General features: G+C 43.5%; 22 protein-coding genes. 13 read left to right on the forward strand and 9 right to left on the reverse strand.

The window, feature by feature from the left end; translation table 11 throughout:
• Nucleotide 1 precedes the first annotated feature (1 nt).
• Genes AAC006_RS13730 through zwf form a run of 4 tightly spaced genes read right to left on the reverse strand, consistent with a single transcriptional unit; the run spans nucleotide 2 to nucleotide 4,981 of the window.
• Nucleotides 2-955, reverse strand: coding sequence for a glucokinase (locus AAC006_RS13730; RefSeq protein ID WP_339349437.1), 954 nt, complete (start codon nucleotides 953-955; stop codon nucleotides 2-4).
• A complete protein-coding gene (gene edd, locus AAC006_RS13735; RefSeq protein WP_339891663.1) occupies nucleotides 952-2,781 on the reverse strand; it encodes a phosphogluconate dehydratase in 1,830 nt (609 codons plus the stop codon). Before edd ends, AAC006_RS13730 begins: the two co-directional genes overlap by 4 nt.
• Before the next feature lie 9 nt (nucleotides 2,782-2,790).
• Nucleotides 2,791-3,483: a 6-phosphogluconolactonase gene (pgl, locus tag AAC006_RS13740; protein ID WP_013783641.1), complete on the reverse strand. Its 693-nt coding sequence runs from the start codon at nucleotides 3,481-3,483 to the stop codon at nucleotides 2,791-2,793.
• Between the two features lies 1 nt (nucleotide 3,484).
• Entirely contained in the window at nucleotides 3,485-4,981 is a 1,497-nt protein-coding gene (gene zwf / locus AAC006_RS13745; RefSeq protein WP_126873413.1) for a glucose-6-phosphate dehydrogenase, read from the reverse strand.
• Between the two features lie 295 nt (nucleotides 4,982-5,276).
• On the opposite strand from zwf, the gene AAC006_RS13750 reads away from it, so the two are divergent.
• The 4 genes from AAC006_RS13750 (at nucleotide 5,277) to AAC006_RS13765 (ending at nucleotide 10,262) form a co-directional block, all read left to right on the forward strand.
• Nucleotides 5,277-6,128, forward strand: a complete 852-nt coding sequence (locus tag AAC006_RS13750) for a MurR/RpiR family transcriptional regulator (RefSeq protein ID WP_126873424.1) — start codon at nucleotides 5,277-5,279, stop codon at nucleotides 6,126-6,128.
• A gap of 416 nt (nucleotides 6,129-6,544) precedes the next feature.
• Nucleotides 6,545-7,981 (forward strand): pyruvate kinase, encoded by a 1,437-nt coding sequence (gene pyk, locus AAC006_RS13755; protein ID WP_062087417.1) that lies wholly within the window; start codon nucleotides 6,545-6,547, stop codon nucleotides 7,979-7,981.
• 184 nt (nucleotides 7,982-8,165) lie between these two features.
• Nucleotides 8,166-9,050, forward strand: coding sequence for a 5'-methylthioadenosine/S-adenosylhomocysteine nucleosidase (locus tag AAC006_RS13760; RefSeq protein WP_126873414.1), 885 nt, complete (start codon nucleotides 8,166-8,168; stop codon nucleotides 9,048-9,050).
• Between the two features lie 159 nt (nucleotides 9,051-9,209).
• The gene (locus AAC006_RS13765) at nucleotides 9,210-10,262 is read left to right on the forward strand and encodes a DUF2891 domain-containing protein (protein WP_126873425.1); all 1,053 of its coding nucleotides are present in this window, start codon (nucleotides 9,210-9,212) and stop codon (nucleotides 10,260-10,262) included.
• Nucleotides 10,263-10,305: 43 nt separating this feature from the next.
• Here AAC006_RS13765 and AAC006_RS13770 read toward each other — a convergent pair whose 3' ends face one another.
• Both AAC006_RS13770 and AAC006_RS13775 read right to left on the reverse strand, forming a co-directional pair.
• Entirely contained in the window at nucleotides 10,306-10,668 is a 363-nt protein-coding gene (locus AAC006_RS13770) for a hypothetical protein (RefSeq protein ID WP_244360699.1), read from the reverse strand.
• Between the two features lie 370 nt (nucleotides 10,669-11,038).
• Nucleotides 11,039-11,650, reverse strand: coding sequence for a BON domain-containing protein (locus AAC006_RS13775; protein WP_126873415.1), 612 nt, complete (start codon nucleotides 11,648-11,650; stop codon nucleotides 11,039-11,041).
• A gap of 294 nt (nucleotides 11,651-11,944) precedes the next feature.
• Here AAC006_RS13775 and AAC006_RS13780 point away from each other — a divergent pair, with 294 nt between their 5' ends.
• Entirely contained in the window at nucleotides 11,945-12,931 is a 987-nt protein-coding gene (locus AAC006_RS13780; protein ID WP_126873416.1) for an endonuclease/exonuclease/phosphatase family protein, read from the forward strand.
• Between the two features lie 54 nt (nucleotides 12,932-12,985).
• Here AAC006_RS13780 and AAC006_RS13785 read toward each other — a convergent pair whose 3' ends face one another.
• The 3 genes from AAC006_RS13785 to AAC006_RS13795 all read right to left on the reverse strand — a co-directional run bounded on the left by AAC006_RS13785 (nucleotide 12,986) and on the right by AAC006_RS13795 (nucleotide 14,694).
• Complete coding sequence (locus AAC006_RS13785; RefSeq protein WP_013783633.1) at nucleotides 12,986-13,567, reverse strand: hypothetical protein; 582 nt, start codon at nucleotides 13,565-13,567, stop codon at nucleotides 12,986-12,988.
• Between the two features lie 85 nt (nucleotides 13,568-13,652).
• Nucleotides 13,653-14,243 (reverse strand): hypothetical protein, encoded by a 591-nt coding sequence (locus AAC006_RS13790; protein ID WP_013783632.1) that lies wholly within the window; start codon nucleotides 14,241-14,243, stop codon nucleotides 13,653-13,655.
• Nucleotides 14,244-14,457: 214 nt separating this feature from the next.
• Nucleotides 14,458-14,694 carry a hypothetical protein gene (locus tag AAC006_RS13795; protein WP_013783631.1) on the reverse strand — a complete coding sequence of 79 codons (237 nt, stop codon included), beginning with the start codon at nucleotides 14,692-14,694 and terminating at the stop codon, nucleotides 14,458-14,460.
• Nucleotides 14,695-14,835: 141 nt separating this feature from the next.
• Here AAC006_RS13795 and AAC006_RS13800 point away from each other — a divergent pair, with 141 nt between their 5' ends.
• From AAC006_RS13800 to AAC006_RS13835, 8 genes are all read left to right on the forward strand, one after another.
• Nucleotides 14,836-16,245 carry an ATP-binding protein gene (locus tag AAC006_RS13800; RefSeq protein WP_126873417.1) on the forward strand — a complete coding sequence of 470 codons (1,410 nt, stop codon included), beginning with the start codon at nucleotides 14,836-14,838 and terminating at the stop codon, nucleotides 16,243-16,245.
• On the forward strand, nucleotides 16,245-16,934 hold the full coding sequence (locus AAC006_RS13805; protein WP_126873418.1) for a response regulator: 690 nt from the start codon (nucleotides 16,245-16,247) through the stop codon (nucleotides 16,932-16,934). The genes AAC006_RS13800 and AAC006_RS13805 overlap by 1 nt, the downstream gene beginning before the upstream one ends.
• A gap of 122 nt (nucleotides 16,935-17,056) precedes the next feature.
• Complete coding sequence (locus AAC006_RS13810) at nucleotides 17,057-18,061, forward strand: YHYH protein (RefSeq protein WP_126873419.1); 1,005 nt, start codon at nucleotides 17,057-17,059, stop codon at nucleotides 18,059-18,061.
• Nucleotides 18,061-18,456 (forward strand): hypothetical protein, encoded by a 396-nt coding sequence (locus AAC006_RS13815; RefSeq protein ID WP_126873420.1) that lies wholly within the window; start codon nucleotides 18,061-18,063, stop codon nucleotides 18,454-18,456. Before AAC006_RS13810 ends, AAC006_RS13815 begins: the two co-directional genes overlap by 1 nt.
• Before the next feature lie 269 nt (nucleotides 18,457-18,725).
• Nucleotides 18,726-19,628 carry a galactosyltransferase-related protein gene (locus AAC006_RS13820; protein WP_013783626.1) on the forward strand — a complete coding sequence of 301 codons (903 nt, stop codon included), beginning with the start codon at nucleotides 18,726-18,728 and terminating at the stop codon, nucleotides 19,626-19,628.
• 31 nt (nucleotides 19,629-19,659) lie between these two features.
• Entirely contained in the window at nucleotides 19,660-20,325 is a 666-nt protein-coding gene (gntA, locus tag AAC006_RS13825) for a guanitoxin biosynthesis heme-dependent pre-guanitoxin N-hydroxylase GntA (protein WP_013783625.1), read from the forward strand.
• Nucleotides 20,326-20,362: 37 nt separating this feature from the next.
• Nucleotides 20,363-20,950 (forward strand): urea carboxylase-associated family protein, encoded by a 588-nt coding sequence (locus tag AAC006_RS13830; RefSeq protein WP_013783624.1) that lies wholly within the window; start codon nucleotides 20,363-20,365, stop codon nucleotides 20,948-20,950.
• 232 nt (nucleotides 20,951-21,182) lie between these two features.
• The coding region (locus tag AAC006_RS13835; protein WP_339891667.1) for a type IV pili methyl-accepting chemotaxis transducer N-terminal domain-containing protein at nucleotides 21,183-21,407 on the forward strand (225 nt) is incomplete at its 3' end.

A 21,407-nucleotide genomic window follows, 5' to 3' on the forward strand; every position in this document is an offset into this window, starting at 1 on the left:
ATCAGCTCGCAGTATGTTGTTGAAGATAAGCAGCTGCACCTAATAAGCCGTGATCAGGCTCTGCTATCAAATAAGTAGGAATATCTTTCACATAGTGCTTCATCTGCCCTTTCGCTTCGAAACGGGCTCTAAAGTCACTATTTTGAATGAATTCAGGGAAACGGTTTGCTATACCACCGCCAATGAAAATACCACCTGTTGTGGCCATATTTAACGCCAAATTACCCGCAAAGCTGCCCATAATTCTGCAGAACTGCGTTAAGGTAGCGGCTGAAATATCACAGGTACCGGCTAATGCGGCTTCTGTAATTTGAGCAGGTTCAGCGAATGTAGCTTCTTTACCTGCATCTTGTGCCAGTGCGGTATAAATATTATGTAATCCCCTGCCAGACATTACTTCTTCAGCAGAAGCGCGGCCGAAGCTTTTTTGCAGGTGACGCCATACCACAACATCAGTTTCATCAACAGGAGAGAAGTCAACATGACCGCCCTCGCCGTCTAGGGTTTGCCAGCCTGTAGAGGTCATCGTGATATGCTCTACACCCAAGCCTGTACCTGGGCCAAATACCGCAATGTTACCACCGGCTTTCGCCGTACCATCGCCAATTTGAACCACTTGTGAATCACTTAAAACCGGTAATGAATGTGCCACAGCGGTAAAATCGTTAATCACAAATAATGAATCTAATTTTAACTGCGAGCATAGCGCATTCTGCGAAAACGCCCAGCTATGGTTTGTCATCACTACTTGGTCGCCCAATACCGGGCAAGCAATACCAATACACCCTTCGGTGAATTGGTATTCAGGCATTTCAGCAAAATACTGTGAAATTGCCAAATCGATACTGGCAAAATCATTACACATGTATTTCTTTATATCGGTTACACCTGTTTCGGTAACCCGAGCTACGCGAATGTTAGTGCCCCCTACATCGGCCACAAACTTCTGGCTCATAGCGCCTGCTCCTGGTTGTAGAACAACGAGCATGCACCTTCTTCAGCACCGGTAAGGATAGCACGCATGCCGCCGAACATTTCTCGGCCCATTCCAATATGGTGGTGACCAATATCGGCAGGTTTCGCTTCACGGGCTTCAAGGGTAGCTTCATCAACGTTCAACGTTAATGCGCCTGTTTCTGTATTAAGCTCAATCAAGTCACCCGCTTCTACTTTTGCAAGCAAACCGCCTTTATAGGCTTCTGGGGTAACATGGATTGCGGCTGGAACTTTACCTGAGGCACCAGACATACGTCCGTCAGTGACCAAGGCCACATTGAAGCCTTTGTCTTGTAACACGCCAAGAGGCGGTGTTAAACGATGCAATTCTGGCATACCAATAGCCGAAGGCCCTTGGAAACGAACGACAACAATGCAATCTTTGTCTAAGTCGCCCGCTTTAAATGCAGCGTCTAAGTCGAACTGATCTTCAAACACCACTGCTGGCGCTTTAATAGTGCAATGTGGAGTGCGAAGCGCTGATGTTTTAATTACACCGCGACCAAGATTACCTTCCAGCACACTTAAACCACCATCTGGTTTAAACGGCGTTTCTACTGTGGCGAGCACTTCTTTGTCTAAAGACTCGGTAGGACCGTCACGCCATTCAAGCTCACCGTCTTTCAACATTGGCTCTTTGGTATAGAAGTCTAGTCCTTCACCACAAATAGTATTAACGTCGTTATGCAACAACCCAGCATCTAGCAATTGCTTGATAAGCAATGACATACCGCCAGCCGCTACAAAATGGTTAATGTCGGCAGAACCGTTAGGGTAAATACGAGTAAGTAAAGGCACAGCATTAGAAATATCTGAGAAATCATTCCAGTTAATGATGTAACCGGCTGAACGTGCAACAGCAATTAAGTGCATGGTGTGGTTTGTGGAACCACCTGTTGCTAGCAAGCCTACTAAACCATTCACAATGGCTTTTGCGTCAACAATATGACCGATTGGACGGTACGTATCGCCCAAGTCAGTAATACGTGTTGCTTGAATAGAGGCCGCTTTCGTTAGGGCATCACGAAGCTCTGTACCTGGGTTTACAAACGAAGAGCCAGGTAAATGAAGGCCCATCATCTCTACCACTAGCTGATTAGAGTTTGCTGTACCGTAGAAAGTACATGTACCAGCAGAGTGATAAGACTGAGATTCAGCTTCAAGTAGCGCATCACGCCCTACTTTACCTTCTGCATATTCTTGGCGAACACGCGCTTTCTCTTTATTCGGTAAGCCAGAAGGCATAGGACCAGCTGGCACAAATACTGTTGGCAAGTGACCAAAGCTTAACGCACCCATTAATAATCCAGGTACGATTTTATCGCAAATACCTAGCATGAGGGTTGAGTCGAACATATTATGCGAAAGCGCAATAGCAGCACCTTGGGCAATATTGTCGCGGCTCATTAAGCTCAAATCCATACCGGTTTGACCTTGAGTCACACCGTCACACATAGCGGGAACACCGCCAGCAAACTGAGCCACACTGCCTACACTTTTTACTGCATCGCGAATAATCGCAGGATACGTTTCGTATGGCTGATGCGCTGAAAGCATGTCGTTGTAAGCAGATACAATCGCCACGTTTGCTTTTGTCATCGAGCGCAGATCAGATTTATCTTCTGTTCCACAAGCCGCGAAACCATGAGCTAGGTTTCCGCACGAAAGCACACCGCGGTGAGGACCTTGGCGGCGTGCGTGTTCAATTTTTTCTAAGTATGCCTTACGGCTGTCTTTGCTACGCTCTATAATACGCTGCGTAACTTCTGCAATTCTTGAATCCATCATTGTCTCCTATGGCGCCCACATCAAGGTTACCGGGGCTCTGTTTACCACGGCCGTGATGGGCTTTTGCGCTTCGGTAGCATTATCCAGTGCATCAAGCAGAACCTGCTTTTTCTTATCACCGGTTAAATGCAGAAAAATATGTCGACTGTTTAGCAACGCCGGCAACGTAAGTGAAATACGTTGATGGGGTGCAGTTGTAGGTTGTACAGCAATACATGTGCGGCCACTGTTCATGCTCAAGCCATCATTGACTTGTTCAGAACAGGGGAATAGTGATGCGGTATGACCGTCTTCACCCATGCCTAAAATTAGCGCATCAAAAGGCTGGGACATACTTGCAATCGCTTTTTCAGCAGCATTTACGCCTTCGCTAGCATCAGCAACGTCGCTTTTTAATTCAACGAAATGTGCTGCACTGGCTTTATTTTGAATAAGGTTCGCTTTTACTAAACTGGTGTTACTGGCTTCATGACCTTCTTCCACCCAACGTTCATCAGCAAGGGTTATATCTACCTTGTCCCACTCTATGTCGGTTTCGCTCAACTGCTTAAACAGCGCAAGAGGCGTTCTGCCGCCACTCACCACAAGCGAAGCACGCCCGCGAGTTTTAATGCCAGTTTTAAGAATGCTCACCAAGTCTTCAGCAAAGGCTGAGGTGAGCGCATCGGGTGTATCGAATGAAAGAGTTGTTAAAGCCATATTATTTCTTCTTCTTTACCGTTTTGCTTTCGTACCAACTGCGATTCGCGCGTGCCAAAAGGCCAATTGAATCTACCGGTCCCCACGTACCTGCCTGATAAGGCTCTGGTGGTTCATTAGACGATTTCCATGCTTCTAAAATTGAATCAACCCATGTCCAGGCTTGTTCAATTTCATCACGGCGAACGAACAGCGCTTGATTGCCTAGCATGACTTCAAGAAGCAGCTTTTCATAGGCATCAGGAATACGATCGTCAGCAAAGGCTTCAGAGAAGCTCAAGTTCAATTTTGATTTTTGTAAATCCATAGAGCCAGAGCTGGTTAAGCCAGGCACTTTGTTCATTACGGTAATTTCAACACCTTCATCAGGCTGAAGTCGAATTACCAGTTTGTTAGGTGGCAAGTTTTTAAAGCTATCGCCAAACAAATTGTGTGGCTGACGCTTAAAGTAGATAACCACTTCACTGACTTTCGATGGCATACGCTTGCCAGTACGAAGGTAGAACGGAACACCCGCCCAACGCCAGTTATCAATCTCTGCTTTAATAGCAATGAAGGTTTCCGTTCTACTTTGAGTGTTAGCACCCTCTTCTTCCAAGTAGCCTGGTACTTCTTCACCTTTAACAAAACCTGCTGTGTACTGTCCACGAACCGTGCTATCGCTAATGTTCGTTGAATTAATCGGGCGCAGTGCTTTAAGTACTTTAAGCTTTTCATCACGAATGCTGTCAGCATCCAGTGTTGTAGGTGGCTCCATGGCCACTAAGCTTAAAATTTGAAGCAAATGGTTTTGCACCATATCACGCATTTGACCTGCGTCGTCGAAATAGCCCCAACGGCCTTCAATACCTACCGATTCTGCAACTGAAATTTGAACATGGTCAATACAGTTGTGATCCCAGTTGGTCGCGAAGATAGAGTTAGCAAAACGAAGTGCAACAAGGTTAAGTACCGTTTCTTTACCAAGGTAATGATCGATACGATAAATTTGTTTCTCGTCGAAGTATTCGGCAACTTGCTCATTAATTACTTTTGAAGACTCAAGGTCATGGCCAATTGGCTTTTCAAGTACCACACGCACACTCGAGTCGATGATTTTACAGCCGTGTAAACCACGACAGATATCGCCATAAATAGAAGGCGGTGTTGCTAAATAACACACCATAGTACGAGCAGGGTCAACATGGTCTTCTAAAACGCAGTAGCTAGCGATATCTTTCATATCGACACATGCATAATGAAGACGCGCTTTCATGCGCTCCCACGTTTGCTCACAAAGCTCTTTATCACCAAACTTAACTAAGTTTGTATGCACCTCAGCGATATAGTCTTCTAATTCCATTTCGTGGCGAGCTACGCCAACAATCGTTGTGTCTGGGTGGATAAGCTCTGCTTTTTCAAGCTGATATAATGACGGCAGTAATTTGCGTCGTGAAAGATCACCCAATGTGCCAAAGAGCACGAAATCACAGGGTTCGTAGGAATTTTCCAATACCATTTTCGTCGACCTTTTAAATGTATGTGTGAAACTAACGTGAGGTAGACGTACCTTCTAACGCCATCCACGTGTTATTAGCATATAGTTAACACCAAATGTAGTAAAATTACAACTTTTGGAAACTATTGAATCTCATTTCTATATATTAACGGGTTAGTACCCTAACTTGGCCCCTTTTGTTCCCCAGAAATGATAAAAAATGTCAAAAAATTACATTTTTCTTGTCACTTCCGTCACATTGGGTACTATGAGTCGGGTAACCTACATCAATTTTCCCTTACTAATTGCTTTCTGTATGAATATTTTAGAAAAAATTACACAAAATAAAGCGTCATTCAGCAAATCAGAACGAAAAGTGGCTGATGTGATCCTTGCGAATCCGCAAACAGCTATTCACTCGAGTATAGCAACCTTGGCCAAAATGTCGGATGTTAGTGAACCGACAGTTAACCGCTTTTGTCGACGTTTAGATACGAAAGGCTTTCCAGACTTTAAACTTCATTTAGCACAAAGTCTCGCAAATGGAACGCCGTACGTAAACCGTCATGTTGATGAAAACGATGGGCCAGAAGATTATACCAACAAAATCTTCGAATCGACCATGGCTTCTCTTGAAGTTGCGCGACAGTCTGTAGACGTGCAAGTGGTTAATCGCGTTGTAGATTTGTTAACTCAAGCACAAAAGATATCGTTTTTTGGACTTGGCGCATCAGCCTCTGTGGCACACGATGCACTAAACAAATTTTTCCGTTTCAATGTGCCAGTGGTCTACTTTGAAGACATTTTGATGCAGCGCATGAGCTGCATGAATTGTTCTACTGGCGATGTTGTGGTGCTTATCTCACATACCGGCCGAACCAAAAGCTTGGTAGAGATTGCACAGATTGCCCGCATGAACGATGCAACGGTGGTTGGTATAACGTCAGCCGACAGCCCATTGTCACATGAATGTACGTATGTATTGTCGCTTGAGGTGCCGGAAGATACTGATATGTATATGCCAATGGCATCACGTATTGCGCAACTTACGCTCATAGACGTGCTTGCTACAGGGTTCACGTTACGACGCGGTAATAAGTTTAGAGAGAATTTAAAGCGGGTGAAAGATACCTTGCGCGGTTCTCGCTACGAAAAGCGCAACGAATAAGTACTGCTGCTTCACGCATTCGAGTTAGCCTACCAATACGTGCATTGGTGCCTAACTCGGGTTCGCTATACTTGTAATACTTCGGTAAATGCCCCGCTCCCTACTCTCTTCGGTAATTAACCACATTTTTTCGCCATACCTGCTACCCTAGTTAAGTGGAAACAAGCTTAACTATTGATTATTTAAAATACAGAAAAGGCAGTGGATGGCATTAACACTCTATTATTGAGATGAATGACGCAACTGGTCGGCTCAGTTCCCATTTCTTCATCTTTCATTCACATTTATGTCAGATTCATCTACTATTCTGTAATAAAATTACGTAAAGCGATTACAGGTTAACCTTTGTACAAAATACGCAGGCTAGCCATATATCTACTTGTGCTACATCACTTAAAAATTGCGACGGACTCCTAATGACCAGAAGAACGAAAATTCTTGCAACGCTTGGCCCTGCCACTGATTCACTCGAAAAAATTCAAGAACTAATTGCCGCCGGTGCGAACACGGTTCGTATGAACTTTTCACACGGCCAGGCGGAAGATCATATCGAGCGTGCGAAACGCGTAAGAGAAGCGGCTAAAAACTTAGGTAAATACGTTGCCATTTTAGGCGATTTGCAAGGGCCAAAAATTCGTGTTGCTCGTTTTGCTGAAGGCGCGGTTAAGTTGTCTATTGGCGATAGCTTTACACTTGATGCTGAACTAGACCGCGATGCGGGCGATGCCAAGCAAGTTGGCATCGACTATAAAGCACTACCTGATGACGTAAGTGCTGGCGATATTTTGTTACTTGATGACGGTCGTATTCAACTTAAAGTCACCGGCGTAGAAGGTCGTAAAGTACTAACAGAAGTAACTGTTGGTGGCAAATTATCAAACAATAAAGGCATTAACCGTCAAGGCGGTGGTTTGTCAGCTGAAGCCCTTACTGAAAAAGATAAGAAAGACATTATCACGGCTGCTGAAATTGGCGTTGATTACCTTGCGGTTTCATTCCCTCGTAGTGGTGAAGATCTTAATTACGCAAGAAAGCTAGCTGAAGAAGCAGGCTGTTATGCAAAAATCTGCGCTAAAGTAGAGCGTGCTGAAACAGTAGCCACTGATGAAGCTATCACAGACATTATCAGTGCATCAGATGCGGTGATGGTTGCGCGTGGTGACCTAGGTGTTGAAATTGGTGACGCCGAGCTAGTGGGTGTTCAGAAAAAGCTTATTGCCCGTTCACGCCAGCTTAACAAAATTGTTATTACAGCAACGCAAATGATGGAATCGATGATTGATAGCCCTATGCCTACGCGCGCAGAGGTTATGGACGTTGCCAATGCGGTACTAGATGGTACAGACGCGGTTATGCTTTCAGCTGAAACTGCAGCAGGTAGCTTCCCGATTGAAACTGTTCAAGCGATGGCGCGCGTTTGTGAAGGTGCCGAGACGCACCCTAGCGTTAAAATTTCTAAGCACCGCATGGATGAGCTTTTCTCATCTACTAGCGAATCAATTGCGTTGTCAGCAGTATACGCAGCAAACCACCTACCCAGCGTTAAAGCTATTGTAGGGTTAACTGAAAGCGGTAACACGCCTAAGTTAATGTCGCGTATTACTACCTCGCTGCCTATCATTGCGATGTCTCGCCATGAAGGTACATTAAACACTATGGCCTTATTCCGCGGTGTTAAGCCTGTTTATTTCGATTCATCGAAAAGCGAACCTGGTCAATTAAAATATGATGTCGTTGCAGCACTTAAAGCCAAAGGTTTAGTGCAAAGCGGCGACAACATCATTTTGACATACGGTGATGAAATGGAAAAAATTGGTGCAACCAATACGCTTAAAATTGTTGAAGTAGAATAACCGTTACTCCTACTTAATACTTTTTAAAGGCAGCCAATGGCTGCCTTTTTTATGCGTATTCAACGTTCTGTATCACGGGCACCTACTGCCTATACACATTGTAATTCACATACCAAACTGGTAGAAATGAAAGGTGTCTTTCACTTGTAGTTTTACTTACCACGCTTACTTCAACGGAATAATAATGAAAATAACCGCTCCTCTTTTTTCCGCGCTTTTTGCGCTACTTTGCTTTAACAGCATGGCTGAATCATCCATGAAAAGTGTAATAGTAGCCGCTTCTGAAACGCCATTAGCGCCAATCATGATTCAAGGACCCATGCCAATTGAAGCAGAGTACTTCGCATCACTTTTAACCGACGTTCGTATTGAACATTCAGGTAACGCCACCTTCTATTTGGGGACGTTAAACGGGCACCCTATCGTGGTCGCCAAAACAGGAAAAGGCTTAGAGAACACTGCTGCGGCAACGGCTATAGGTATAAGTCGCTACCAACCAAGAATCATTATTAATCAGGGTACATCCGGTGGGCACGATCCTAAGCTAAACGTTGGTGATATCGTATTGGGCGAAAAAAGCGTAAACGCGAGTAATTTCAAAACCCCTAAGCTAGAAGCGGGCGAAGGCTCTCGTCCTCTTACGTGGATCCCAATGGACTTAATGGCGTCAGAAGGCAGTGCGGGTGAAGGTGATAGTGCGTCAGATGCTGAAAAGATTCGCTTTTATGCCGGTGACGAAACCTTACTTAAGCTCGCGATGTCATTAAGCAAGGAACACAAAAGTGGAAACGTTGTGAAAGGCACCATCGGCAGCGGTAATTTTTGGAATAACGAAATTGACCGCATTGCATGGCTTCACAAAAACCTAGGTACCAGCGTAGAGGAAATGGAATCAGCATCAGCAGCGCAAATTGCCCATGCTTATGGCGTACCTTTTCTTGGCATTCGTATTCTATCAAACAACATTACCAATCATGGCGAGTATAACCCTAACACGGCAGAGGCTTGCCAAGTGTTCGTCAAAGCCGTTGTTGAGGCGTATATCGCGTCATTACCAAAGCCTTTATAACCGTCTTAAAGACTAGCCTTATTATTTGCCGCCGAGTTATTTTTACCCTTGAAAAAAACTTGGCACTTTCATTCTTAAAAACACATTGGCATTTATTTTATGAAATTGACTTTGCTCCCTAAGCTTATACTCGTTCTCACCCTAGTTTCACCATCACTGATGGCGAACACTGCCGACACAAAGGCCTCATCGAGTGACTTAACGTTAGCAAACCGCTTCGCCCAACTCGCATTAGCCTGTGTTCATAAAGAATACCCAAACATCATTAAACACATGATGACAGGGGCCGAACATGTTAAGCCGCCTAAACAGCTGTATCCCGCGTTTTACGGCTGCTTTGATTGGCACTCATCTGTACATGGGCATTGGTTATTAACCCGCATTGCGAGCCAATATCCAGAAACGCCTCACTACCCGGACATTATAAAACACCTCGACATCAGTTTTACCGAAGAGAATATCGCTGGTGAAGTCGCTTACTTTAACCGTGAGGGTACAGGTACAAGCTTTGAACGTCCCTATGGGCTTGCTTGGTTTTTACAACTAACCAGTGAATTACGTGAGTGGAATTCACCCGAAGCTAAACGGTGGCTAACCACCCTACTGACACTTGAGCAAAAAATCGTCGCCAACGTAACAGATTGGCTCCCTAAGCTTTCATTTCCTATTCGAGTGGGCGAACATAGTCAAACCGCGTTTGCATTCGGGCTTATGTTAGATTGGAGCCGCACGGCTGGCGATGTTGCATTTGAAAATTTGCTTACCAAAACCATCACAAAGTTATATGCCAATGACGTGAATTGCCCGCTAGCTTACGAACCATCAGGCCAGGACTTCTTATCACCGTGTGTTGCAGAAGCTGACTTGATGCGCCGAGTATATTCAAGCGAGCGTTATGCAAAATGGCTGTCTGCTTTTTTACCCAGCATTCCTATTGATGGCGATGGTTCATGGATAAACGTAGCCACTGTAGTGGATAAAAGTGATGGTAAACTTGCGCATCTAGATGGTTTAAATTTAAGTCGTGCATGGATGCTTGAAGGTATTGCCTCTGCATTGCCGTCAGACGATAAGCGTGTTGCAGCAATTAACAGTGCAGCACAATCACATAAGGTAGCGGGAGTCGATGCTGTGATAAACGATATGCATTATATGGGAAGTCACTGGCTTGGCAGCTTTGCTACTTATCTGGAAACCCAACGCGGGCTTTAAACCACTTACTAATACTAGATTAAATGAAGCAGAGTTGGCGAGCTTAGATGCTCGCAAACTCTGTAGTTGTTGAAGTAAACTGTGTTTGGTGATGGACTAAAATGTTCTTTGCGCGGTCGATTAAATCATCACGCTTAAATGTCCAATTACGTAAGTCCGCCTGCTTTGCTTCTGCAAGGTAAAACTCAATACGTGTTTTACGTAATAAATCTCGCTTCTGAGATACATCGAACTCGGTCTGAGCAAGTATGCGTTCTACTTTTACGATAGAGGCATGGTGGGATTTGTCTGAATCATCTGCGTTCGCTTTACCCACATAAGCCATGTTGTTTGTTAACACGCCTGCAAGCACAATAAGCAGTGAAATCAACACACCTGAAACTAACCAATTTAATACTTTCATCATTCACTTCCTTTTATACTAACTTGCTATTATCCATGTAAGAACGCGTTGGTTCTAAATGACTACTGCACGTTGTAACTTAAACACTTAATTACAACTTGTATTGCACATTGTGTTCCAAATTTCTTAACGCTACCTGATTACCGCGAAGAGTATACGCATCAAGGGTTAGAAAGAAAATTCGTCAAAGGTTGTAAGACAAAAGTTGTAAACTGGATGGGAAAATACTACATGTTGCTGCGAAAAAACGGCATGTTGAAATAAGCGCAAATGTCACTTTACTACTCGATATATCGCGTTATTATGGAATTCTAGGGTTTGATAGACATTAAAAAAGGGGCCGATTGGCCCCTTTCATCTTACTAATAACTGCTTAGTGTTTCATGGCTGTTTCAGTAATAACTTGCAAATTATCTTCAACATTTTTTACATCTGAAGCATTTTTCGCTATTTCGACAGCAAGTTGACGCTCGGCGTCTGAGTCTACGTTACCCGTTAGTGTAACGTTACCGGCTTCAACATCTACATCAATATCGAAACCAGAGATGTCGCTATCCATTAATAGGCGAGTTTTAATAACAGTAGCAATTTTGGCATCAGTAAGCGTGCCCGTTTGCTCATCATATTCTGATTCAGCGTCATCCGACATGTCGCTTGCCATTTTATCCATGTCTTTCTCTTCAATAATAGAAAGCTGGTTGTCTACTGACATAACACCGTCGATATTTGAAACTAACTCTTCTGCTAATTTCTTATCAACTGAATGATCTACCTTACCTGTCAGAACAACGTTACCGTTGTTTACGTCTGTATTGATATCGAATGAATCAAGGTTGCCGTTGAATAGTAGTGTTGCTTCGGCTTTGCCGTCTATCCACGCATCCTTAGCGCCTTTTTCCCATTTGTTATCTGTCTCCATGTCACCAGCAAAAGCTGCAGTTGTCATCGAGGTCGCTACAAGTATAGAAAGTAATGTACGTTTCATAACAGTTCTCCTTTGTTGAAACTCCCAATAGCTAATGCGAAACTCGAGCCAACGCAGCAACCGACTGATTTATAACAATTTACTTCACTTTCACTTTAATTATCACTTGTTAACATCTCTGCAAACTTTTCGACCTATGCGCATTTTTTACTTACATCTTGCTCAACCGGAACGAAAATTGAATATTCGTTAACCAATATACTTATTATTAATCGAGCAATAGCCGAGTTTGTCTTGTTTAAAGAGTTCGCAAGCAAGACAGCAAAGCAAAAAACAACTTAGTCAGGAACGACAATGAATATTTTACTGAACACCATGGCGATATTTCTTATTGCTGTCACATTAGCGCCATCACTACCGTCGAAACATTGGCTAGTGAGGGTATGGGAATTTCCACGGCTTCAATTACTAGGTTTAATGGTGATAGTAATAATTGCCCGAGGCGTTATGTATCCATCGGAGCTCTCTGGATTCAACACGCTTATTACCGCATTCCTTTATATTAGTTTAATGGCCTGCGCGATTTACCAAGCTATTTGGATAATGCCTTATACTTTGTTTTACAAAAAGGAAGTGGTTAAGGCATCTTCTCAAGATGCGGGTGAGAGCATTAGTATCCTATCGAGCAATGTCTTTATGCCCAATGAAGATTACGAAAAGTTATTAAAGCATGTACGTGACACCAATCCAGACTTCGTCGTTACTCTTGAATCTAACAAGCGCTGGGAAATAGCCCTATCTGCGTTAAACGAAACTCATCCTCACCAGCAGCATTGCCCTTTGGAAAATTTGTATGGTATGCACCTTTACAGTAAATACCCATTGAAAACCGCCAAACTCAACTACTTAGTAGAAGATGACGTGCCCTCCATGCTTGTTACCATTGATATGGACGGACAAGATGTGACACTTTACTTTCTTCATCCGAAGCCACCCAGCCCCACAGAGAACAAAACGGCTAGGCCCAGAGATGTCGAACTCACTATGGTAGGCCATGAAATAGCTAAAAAGGACGGGCCTATAATAGTAGCTGGGGACTTGAACGATGTAGCATGGTCGCCTACTACCAGAAAATTTAAGAAAATAAGCGGTATGCTTGACCCAAGAATCGGACGTGCTTTTTTTAATACTTTTCACGCCCACTACCCGCTAGTTAAATGGCCATTGGACCATGTGTTTCATTCGAGTCACTTTATGCTGGAAGACATTAGGAAATTGCCTGATATTGGCTCAGATCACTACCCGCTGCTAACGCGATTGAAGCTAAAGCCAAAAGCCTGAATGCAGAAAGTAAAAAGCCGCTATAAAGCGGCTTAATATTGAAAAGGCTTACAACTAGGTAGGCACACGGCGTATTGGAACTGACCTAACTGCTTTCGTATTGTGATTTACGCACCACATTACGCTTTCGCATGCTTCTTCACGACGCTTAAAGTGGGCAAGACCAATAAGTTTGTCTTCTCGCGGCCACACTGCTTGTTTCAAAATAGCGGTATCGGTTTCGCTAAGTGCGCTAGTATCCAAACTCATTTCAACCGCTTTTTTGTTGGGTTTAATCAATGAAGGTTGTGCATCGGTAATTATGCTTTTTTTAACACACACATATTCACGCAGAACAGGATCTCTTACCACACCGATATATTCATCATCGCAAATAATGGCTGGCCAACCTTCAGAGATTCGGCTTTGCCAGAACATTACGACTGTGAAGGCCACTAAAACAAATAGGGTTAAACCAATAAATTGACTATCTAAATCCGGTGCAACAGAAACAATTATTCCTACTAATGCAGCAAATAATATCCACCCACCAAATACCCTTCGCATGGCATTAGGTGAAATACCCGAAATAACACTAACCTGTTTTAACTGGCTTTTTTCATAGTTGCGAAGTTCAACTACCGATTCAGAGTTCACAACTCTCTCCACTTGATTTTTACTCACTTTATATAGATGTAATTACGCTCACAAGTGAACCATAGTTTATTATACTAATTAAGATTTACGCCGACTTAGGAAGTTCCGTAGACAATTGACATATTTCAAAATGCATTGAGTCTGCAAGGTTATCTTGCTGACGACGTATTTTTGCCAAAATTACAGACGGGTCTGGCTCACCGAAAAAGAACCATTCAGCAAAGCGCTTTCCAAGCCCTCCACTCCGTAGCTGATAAACATGCACTACAAAGCGGTAGCCATTTACGTAAGCATCTTGATAAGCACGGCTTTCATCTACTGATGTCAAACCGCCTCTTGGGTGAATGGCAAAGCTTTTCACCCCTGCACCTCGTTTCGTTAAAAACGATATTCCTACTTCAGTCACGCGCTTGGCCGCAGCTTGCTTAAGGATCTCTAGCGAAATATGCAAATAAGGCACATCAATTTTACCGAACAACCGACATGCATTCGGGCATCCTGGCGCTAGCCCAACAGAAAACGCCGTATGGTCACGTCCTTCCCAAGGGCGGATCCATACGTAAGGGCTAACGTGAACATAAAGTTCAATACCATCACACTGGATGCTAAATACGTCTGGAACCTCTGAATTTCGGGCGTTTATTAGCTCGTTAAGGCGCTCGTCACTGTACTGCATACTAGGCCTCCAATAAAGTATTTTAAGCCAATGCGCTGTGAAAAAAACAAATAACGGGGCGCACTAAAAATTCATAGCTTAATAATTGACGAGTATGCCATATTCGGTATTTTTTTGTTAGAGCGTTCTGTAATAACAAAGCAGAAACTGACGGTGTATTTTTACACTGCCAGTTTACGTTTTTGGATGGGTATGGGAATAATAGAGCGGGGAATTAGCGCTGTTCGCGAAGATTTTCAGGAACCGCTACCAGTTGCTCCTCAACCATTTCACAGGTACCTTCCACGCTGTCACCGCGGCGGGTTTCGAAAGAGACCGTATCTCCCTCAGATTTATTTTCACACGCTTCAATAGCTTCAGGTGGCGGACCATTCGGACGACCCTGTTGAGCAAATGTGTTTAAACTTCCAGTGAGAAGAGTGGCAACGAATACAAGCTTTAACAATTTCATGACTTTTCCTAAGAAGATTAACTAATTCACATCCAGCATACACGCTAAATGTGCAGATTCTGTGTAAGAAGCATGTAGAAGTGAGGGAATAAAAGCAGAAACAATTGCTAGCATGGCAATAGCATAGATATACTCAGTACAATGAAACTATCCCATAAACTTCTTGTTATTCTTGTTGGCTTTACCTGTGTATCATTGTCGCTTTCGTTAGCACTCGCACGTTGGAGCTTCGAGCAAGGCTTTAATGAATTTATTCAAAATCAGGAGCGAGAGCGCCTGAGGAGTTTGAGTCGCGTACTTATTGCAGAATACAGCAGCAATAATAACAGTTGGGACAACATTCAAATAGAGAGTGTAGCGCCTACTGGCATGCCCCATCGACGCCCTGGAATGCGACCTCGACCTGGTGGCTTCCCTCCCCCTAGACATCAAATTGAAGATGTATCTGCCGGCCCTCCTACATTACTCACTAATCCGTCTGGGGACGTCGTATCTGGGCAAGCGTCCTATGAAGACGAAAACGAACGAAATGAAGTAAGCGTGAAACTCGACTTTAACGGCCAGATCATAGGTCGGCTTACCAGTTACCCGCCTAAGACACCTGATTCTGATGTGGCTCGCGCTTTTTCTGAACAACAGCTGCAAGCCATTATCTTTATAGGCCTATTGTCGCTTATTGCCTCGCTTATACTGGCATTAGGCGTTACGCCGCGCATGCTAAGCCCTTTTAAGGCAATATTACAAAGCGTTAAAGGCCTAACTGCACACCAGTATAAAACCAACTTGCCAGAAAACCGTCCTGATGAATTTGGCGAGCTGATGCGGCACATAAATACATTGGGAAATACCCTTGGAGCGCACAAAAATACTAAAAGTCAATGGCTAGCTGATATCTCTCACGAACTCCGTACGCCTCTCACCATTTTATCGGGCGAAATTGAATTGATAAAAGCAGGGATTCGACCACTTGATCAAAAACAACTGGCCTCGTTTGACCAAGAGGTCACACGCTTGTCTTTATTGGTTGAAGATTTATACCAATTATCACTGTCTGATATTGGCGGGCTTTCTTATCATTTCTCGTCAGTGAATTTGAGCCAAGTAATCGTGCAACAAAGCGAAAGCCTTGCGCATATTTTTGATACAAAAGGGCTTACCTTCACTTGTTCCTGCCCACCCAACATCACCATTAACGCCGACCACCAACGCTTGAAACAGCTTATGCTTAACCTGCTGGTTAACGCATGTGAGTATACTGATGCGCCAGGTACCGTGGAGTTGGTGGTTTCAGATCAACCTTCATTTATCGTTATTATTGTTCAAGACTCAGCGCCAAGCATTGCAAAAGAAAATGCAGCGGCATTATTTGAACCTTTGTTTAGAGAAGATGCCTCACGTAGGCGTCGAACACAAGGTGCTGGCCTAGGCTTATCAATTAGTAAACAAATTATTGAGGCCCATGGTGGCAAAATTAGCGCGTCAGTTTCGTCGCTCGGCGGCGTTAAAATTACGGCAGAATTGCCCAAATATTTCACTACGGATAATAACTAATGACACCGCACAAACATGTACTCATTGTTGAAGATGAAGATAAAATTGCGCAAATTTTAGTTGAATTTCTTGCCTTGGAAGGATTCACATCTACCGTATTAAATGAAGGCACACACGTGGTTGATACGGTAAAAAAGGAAGCTCCGTCGGCCATTATTTTAGATAGAATGCTGCCCGGTGTGGACGGACTCACCATTTGCAAATCGCTACGTAGTTTTTCTATGGTACCCATTATCATGTTGACCGCCCGAGTCGATGAAATAGACCGACTTATTGGTTTAGAAGCAGGTGCTGATGACTACGTTTGTAAACCTTTTTCAGCACGTGAAGTCGTAGCACGGATACAAGCGGTATTGCGGCGAACCACGCAACAAACCCAAACTGAGTTGTCATCAGAAAAGCTCACTTTCCGCCATATCGAATTGGATATGTCTCGGTTTGAATGTGCTGTGGATGGCAACATTATTGAGCTTACACCGGTAGAATTCCGGTTATTGAAAACAATGATGACAAAACCTGGCGTAGTCTATTCCCGCGACCAGCTTATGGAGCTTGGCTATGAAGATGGCAGAGTGGTAAGTAACCGCACCATCGACAGCCATATGAAAAACCTTCGCCACAAATTAGCGACGGCAGAACACATCAGCCCTATTCATGCGGTATATGGCATTGGCTACAAAGTACAGTAGCCTGTGATACATCTTCATTAAAGCCCCTTCGAACCTGCACAGAAACTGCACATTTTAGCGATAGTCTTGGAATTGGTATTTCAATAGACATTCAAATCTAAAAAACAGTTCTGAGGCCACATATGAAGACGTCATTCTACGCACTACTCATGCTCGTGCTACTGGGCATATCAGCATGCTCTGATAGCGATAATTCCGACAGCACTTCCTCGACACAGGATAGTGATACGTCCTCTGGTTCAGATAGCGATAGCGACACAGACAGTAGCATTGTTGGTCCAAACCCTGACTACTTTCTAGCTGCGGGTTTGGCCGAAACGATTACCACTACCTCTTGTACGCTTACAGATGGAACCACCACCGATTGCTACAAGGTTGTTATCAACGGTGCTCCTGCAAATACAGACATAGGACCTTTCTGCCCGTCCACCATTACTGACGATGCCACCCAAGGCGGTATATGGTTTGACGGAAGTGGCGAGGTATATCAGCTGGAAGGGCAATTCTTTGTGGACGTAAAAACCCTTTATGGCGATGACTGGGAATTATACGATGAAGATACTGGCGAAATTTTCGTTACAGATACTCAGGTAGCCTGTGAAGCGGCAGCCCGTCCCAACGTAGCCGAAGAATATCAAAATCACTGTGTAGAGTGCTCAATTAGCTATTATGACGGTGGTATGCAACAAACCATTTTAATTCCAGTCACGCCAGTCCCTCTATCAAACCCCGAATCTATTGGTGCTGACTTGGGCGTTTCATTAAACGGTGTAGTGATAGCAGGCCCTGCCCCCGTCTCTCAAATATTAGCCGCGAACACCATTGCAGCGTTTGACGATTGTGGTGGCCACGTGAACCCCGCTGAAGGCTATCATTATCACGCATCATTAGGCTGTAGCGAAGTGGTAACCAGTATTGATGATCATGCCAATCTCATGGGATATGCCCTTGATGGCTTCGGCATCTACGGCATGTTAAATGCCAATGGAGAAGAAGACTATGATCTTGATGAGTGTAGAGGCCATGAAGACGATACAAGAGGCTACCATTACCATGCAGCGAGTGCCGCCGAAAATATGTTTATAGGCTGCTATCAAGGTGCCCAAGGCAGTATAGAGGTAAATTAATGACGTCTATACGTGTAAAATTAGGCAAGTCACTAGCCGGTACATTACCTTTATTCTCATTGGTAACCTTACTAGCAATGGCATGCTCGACGACAGTTTTAGCTCATAGCGGTCATATTCACAACGAAGCATTTGAAGCCTGCGAAACAAAAACTAAGGGCGAGGCATGTAGTTACCTTGTAGCCAAAACGCAGCGTTATAAAGGCAGCTGCCAAGTTTTTAATTTAAAGACCTTGTGTGTTCGAAGTGAGCCCATCGAATATTTACAAACAGTACCAGATGAAATTGAGATTGAAGTTAAAACAGACCAGGTAACTACACACCAGATAACTATAGACCAATTAGGCACTGTGAAAACCAACAATGTTAATGCAGCTAACACTCCCTCTCAGTGATCACCAAACCCTTTCCCAAATGGGGCGTTGGCCCCATTCTCACACTATGAAATAGATTCACACTGAGTGAATTCTTTGCAAGCCTAAGCACTGGCACGCAACACTAAAATAAATAATCTCCAAACTTTTCAATATATTAGACTAAGGTCTAATAATTGCTAAGTTACCTGCAAGTAGGCATTACAGATAAGACAGTAAGTGCGACGTTTGGTAACAACCACTGAAGTTAGGTTATCAAATACTCACCAAAGGGAAATTAGGAGGTTTACATGCATTCACCCGTCAGCGTTGTCACGATAGTAAAAAGTCGTACAGAAAAACTCTGCAGACTCATAGAACAGCTTGAGTCGTGTAACCCACTTCCCGATGAACTTGTCATCGTTTGGATGTGTTCTCCTTCAACGCTTTCACTAGCGAAAAGTGAGAAGTTTAATATCGTGCATAAGTTTGTGGCTAATGGCGCATTACCGATTGCTAGAGCACGAAATCGCGGTTTACAAGAAGCCAAAAGTAACCTTTTAGCTTACCTAAATGTTGATGCCATTGTAGATAAAAACTTTATCGCTAAAGGATTGAATGCATGGTGTCCAGGTTCAGTGGTATTTACCAAAGTGACATTCGTTCCAGAGTCACAATGGGTCCTTCCCCACGACACATTATGCCAAATTAAAAGCCAAGAATTACCAGACGAAGATAATAACGAAATTCCGTCAAGACAACAGGAAGATGATCATGGAAAGTTTAGTGACGATAGCATTTGTTCTACAGTGTTTTTTATTAGCAAGACAGATTTTAAGAAAACCGGCGGTTTCGATGAAGGTTACGACGGCTTCGGACTAAACGACGAAGACTTTTTTACCAATTGCCGTTCATTGGGTTTTTCATTAAACCAAATCGAATTGCAGACTTTTGCGCCAGAGCGCCCAAATTACCGCTGCCCTATTAATCACCTTCTAGATTTTGTCAGAAACGCCGAGCGTTACCACGCTAAATGGGGCGTTAACCCTTGTATCAATGTGCTAAATGCATACGCAGAAGCCGGTTATATTAATGAAGATTTTGAAACCGCTGGTATTCATGTTCTGCAATTGCCAAAGCGCGAAAAAACGTCCTCTGAAAACGAAGTTTCTTCACAAGAGCATGATACAGCGTTGATTAAGCAATCTGCTTAAAAAGCGTGGGAAGACTAATCAAGGAGTGAGTATGTCTATTTTAAAACCTGATCTAGAGCAAAAAGTATCAGCGTTTATCAACCAAGCCGATTACCCTTGTGTAGGCGCTAAAACTGCGTTAAACAAGGGTAAAATCACTGTAAAGCAGTATGATAATTTTCGATGCGACACGAATGATACCGACATCTTGACGGACATCTACGACTTCATTCATCGCTTTGAGCTTGATAAAGATATGTATTCTTCGCTGGTACTTACTTTTGAACAACCAGAGATTCTAAGCGAGATTGTTTTTGATAAATTGATGTGGCGCAAACTTCAGCAACTTCATGACATCGACACCTGCATGCACGGCTGGGATAACCAAGTAGACGAAAATCCGCATAGTCCTAACTTTAGTTTTAGTTTGGGCGGCAAAGCATTTTTTATCATTGGACTCCACCCCGGTGCGAAGCGTAAAAGCAGACGCTTTGAGCGCCCCGCGCTAGTGTTCAATCTTCACGAGCAATTCGAACTACTTCGCGAACAAGGAAAATTTGAAGATTTAAGAGACCACATTCGTCAACAAGACGAAGCCTTCTGTGGTTCAAAAAATACCTTGTTGCAAAATCATGGTGAGCAATCAGAAGCATATCAGTACAGTGGAAAGCAGCAACCTAAGCGTTGGCAGTGTCCTTTCCATGCAAATCAAAACTAATCTACATTAATTCAAATAGAGAAATAAAGAGGCAGCAATGCGACAAACCATTCAACCAAGAAGCGGCACAGCATTCACTATTAATAAAGGTGAGCGGCTAAAAGTTATTGACCCTGAAGGGGAACAAGTTGCCGATTTATATGCTTTTAACGCCCACGATAAAAATGAGTTTATGTCGTCAGGCCGTTCGCTAGATTATAACGAAAGCACCCACTTTAAATCAGGATGTAAGCTTTACTCCAACGAAAGTCAGGTGATGTTTGAGATCATTGAAGATACGGTGGAAGAACACGATTTTCTTTTAACCCCTTGCAGTGTGGATACCTTCAAACACTTTTATCCCAGTGACCCCCCCGTACCTGGATGCCATGGCAACTTAGTGGCCGCATTCGCTGAGTTCGACATTCCTGCACATCATATTGGGACTACATTCAATACCTTTATGAACGTGGATGTAAGCCCCGAGGGAAAAATTGCCGTGCTACCGCCTACGAGTAAAGCAGGTGACTACACTATTTTTGAAGCAAAAATGGACATGATTGTAGGTCTTACTGCATGCTCTGCGGGCGAATCGAATAACTTTCGCTATAAACCAATTCAATTTGAAATTTTGCCCGCTTTATAAGCAAAATTTGAGACCATTAAACTTGCTCTCGTTGAGAGCAAGTTCGCCCTACCATCATCTTAAATTCGTTTTACCCTCTATTTTCAACACTGCTTCCTCCAATTAAATACAGTGGGCTTCTCATCAACTTTTTCAAAATTTGAAAAAAGCTTAGCATTTAGTCCCTTTGGAAAATTGCGTAAATGCTTGGTATCAATTATCTTTTAGGTACTCTAAGAAAAACGTTATTTTTATGTCCATTCGCATACGGTACACGCTAGCGCTGCTTCTCATTGCCTGTCTTGTTACGGCATCTGTATTCACAATGCGAACTCTGCTGAACGGTCAGCGTCTTGATGCTGAAATTATCAATATTGCGGGGCAGCAGCGAATGCTCTCTCAACGCATTGCCCTTCTTGTACAAAAAATAAATGCCTGTGGTGAAGACAGCGCATCGTCTACCGACATACTTGAAACG

This window comes from uncultured Alteromonas sp. (assembly GCF_963976965.1).
Lineage (GTDB): Bacteria > Pseudomonadota > Gammaproteobacteria > Enterobacterales > Alteromonadaceae > Alteromonas > Alteromonas naphthalenivorans.

Coding starts and splice junctions, on each gene's coding strand:
- AAC006_RS13730 (WP_339349437.1), bottom strand. CDS start 955: ATGAGCCAGAAGTTTGTGGCCGATGTAGGGGGCACTAACATTCGCGTA.
- edd (WP_339891663.1), bottom strand. CDS start 2,781: ATGGATTCAAGAATTGCAGAAGTTACGCAGCGTATTATAGAGCGTAGC.
- pgl (WP_013783641.1), bottom strand. CDS start 3,483: ATGGCTTTAACAACTCTTTCATTCGATACACCCGATGCGCTCACCTCA.
- zwf (WP_126873413.1), bottom strand. CDS start 4,981: ATGGTATTGGAAAATTCCTACGAACCCTGTGATTTCGTGCTCTTTGGC.
- AAC006_RS13750 (WP_126873424.1), top strand. CDS start 5,277: ATGAATATTTTAGAAAAAATTACACAAAATAAAGCGTCATTCAGCAAA.
- pyk (WP_062087417.1), top strand. CDS start 6,545: ATGACCAGAAGAACGAAAATTCTTGCAACGCTTGGCCCTGCCACTGAT.
- AAC006_RS13760 (WP_126873414.1), top strand. CDS start 8,166: ATGAAAATAACCGCTCCTCTTTTTTCCGCGCTTTTTGCGCTACTTTGC.
- AAC006_RS13765 (WP_126873425.1), top strand. CDS start 9,210: ATGGCGAACACTGCCGACACAAAGGCCTCATCGAGTGACTTAACGTTA.
- AAC006_RS13770 (WP_244360699.1), bottom strand. CDS start 10,668: ATGATGAAAGTATTAAATTGGTTAGTTTCAGGTGTGTTGATTTCACTG.
- AAC006_RS13775 (WP_126873415.1), bottom strand. CDS start 11,650: ATGAAACGTACATTACTTTCTATACTTGTAGCGACCTCGATGACAACT.
- AAC006_RS13780 (WP_126873416.1), top strand. CDS start 11,945: ATGAATATTTTACTGAACACCATGGCGATATTTCTTATTGCTGTCACA.
- AAC006_RS13790 (WP_013783632.1), bottom strand. CDS start 14,243: ATGCAGTACAGTGACGAGCGCCTTAACGAGCTAATAAACGCCCGAAAT.
- AAC006_RS13795 (WP_013783631.1), bottom strand. CDS start 14,694: ATGAAATTGTTAAAGCTTGTATTCGTTGCCACTCTTCTCACTGGAAGT.
- AAC006_RS13800 (WP_126873417.1), top strand. CDS start 14,836: ATGAAACTATCCCATAAACTTCTTGTTATTCTTGTTGGCTTTACCTGT.
- AAC006_RS13805 (WP_126873418.1), top strand. CDS start 16,245: ATGACACCGCACAAACATGTACTCATTGTTGAAGATGAAGATAAAATT.
- AAC006_RS13810 (WP_126873419.1), top strand. CDS start 17,057: ATGAAGACGTCATTCTACGCACTACTCATGCTCGTGCTACTGGGCATA.
- AAC006_RS13815 (WP_126873420.1), top strand. CDS start 18,061: ATGACGTCTATACGTGTAAAATTAGGCAAGTCACTAGCCGGTACATTA.
- AAC006_RS13820 (WP_013783626.1), top strand. CDS start 18,726: ATGCATTCACCCGTCAGCGTTGTCACGATAGTAAAAAGTCGTACAGAA.
- gntA (WP_013783625.1), top strand. CDS start 19,660: ATGTCTATTTTAAAACCTGATCTAGAGCAAAAAGTATCAGCGTTTATC.
- AAC006_RS13830 (WP_013783624.1), top strand. CDS start 20,363: ATGCGACAAACCATTCAACCAAGAAGCGGCACAGCATTCACTATTAAT.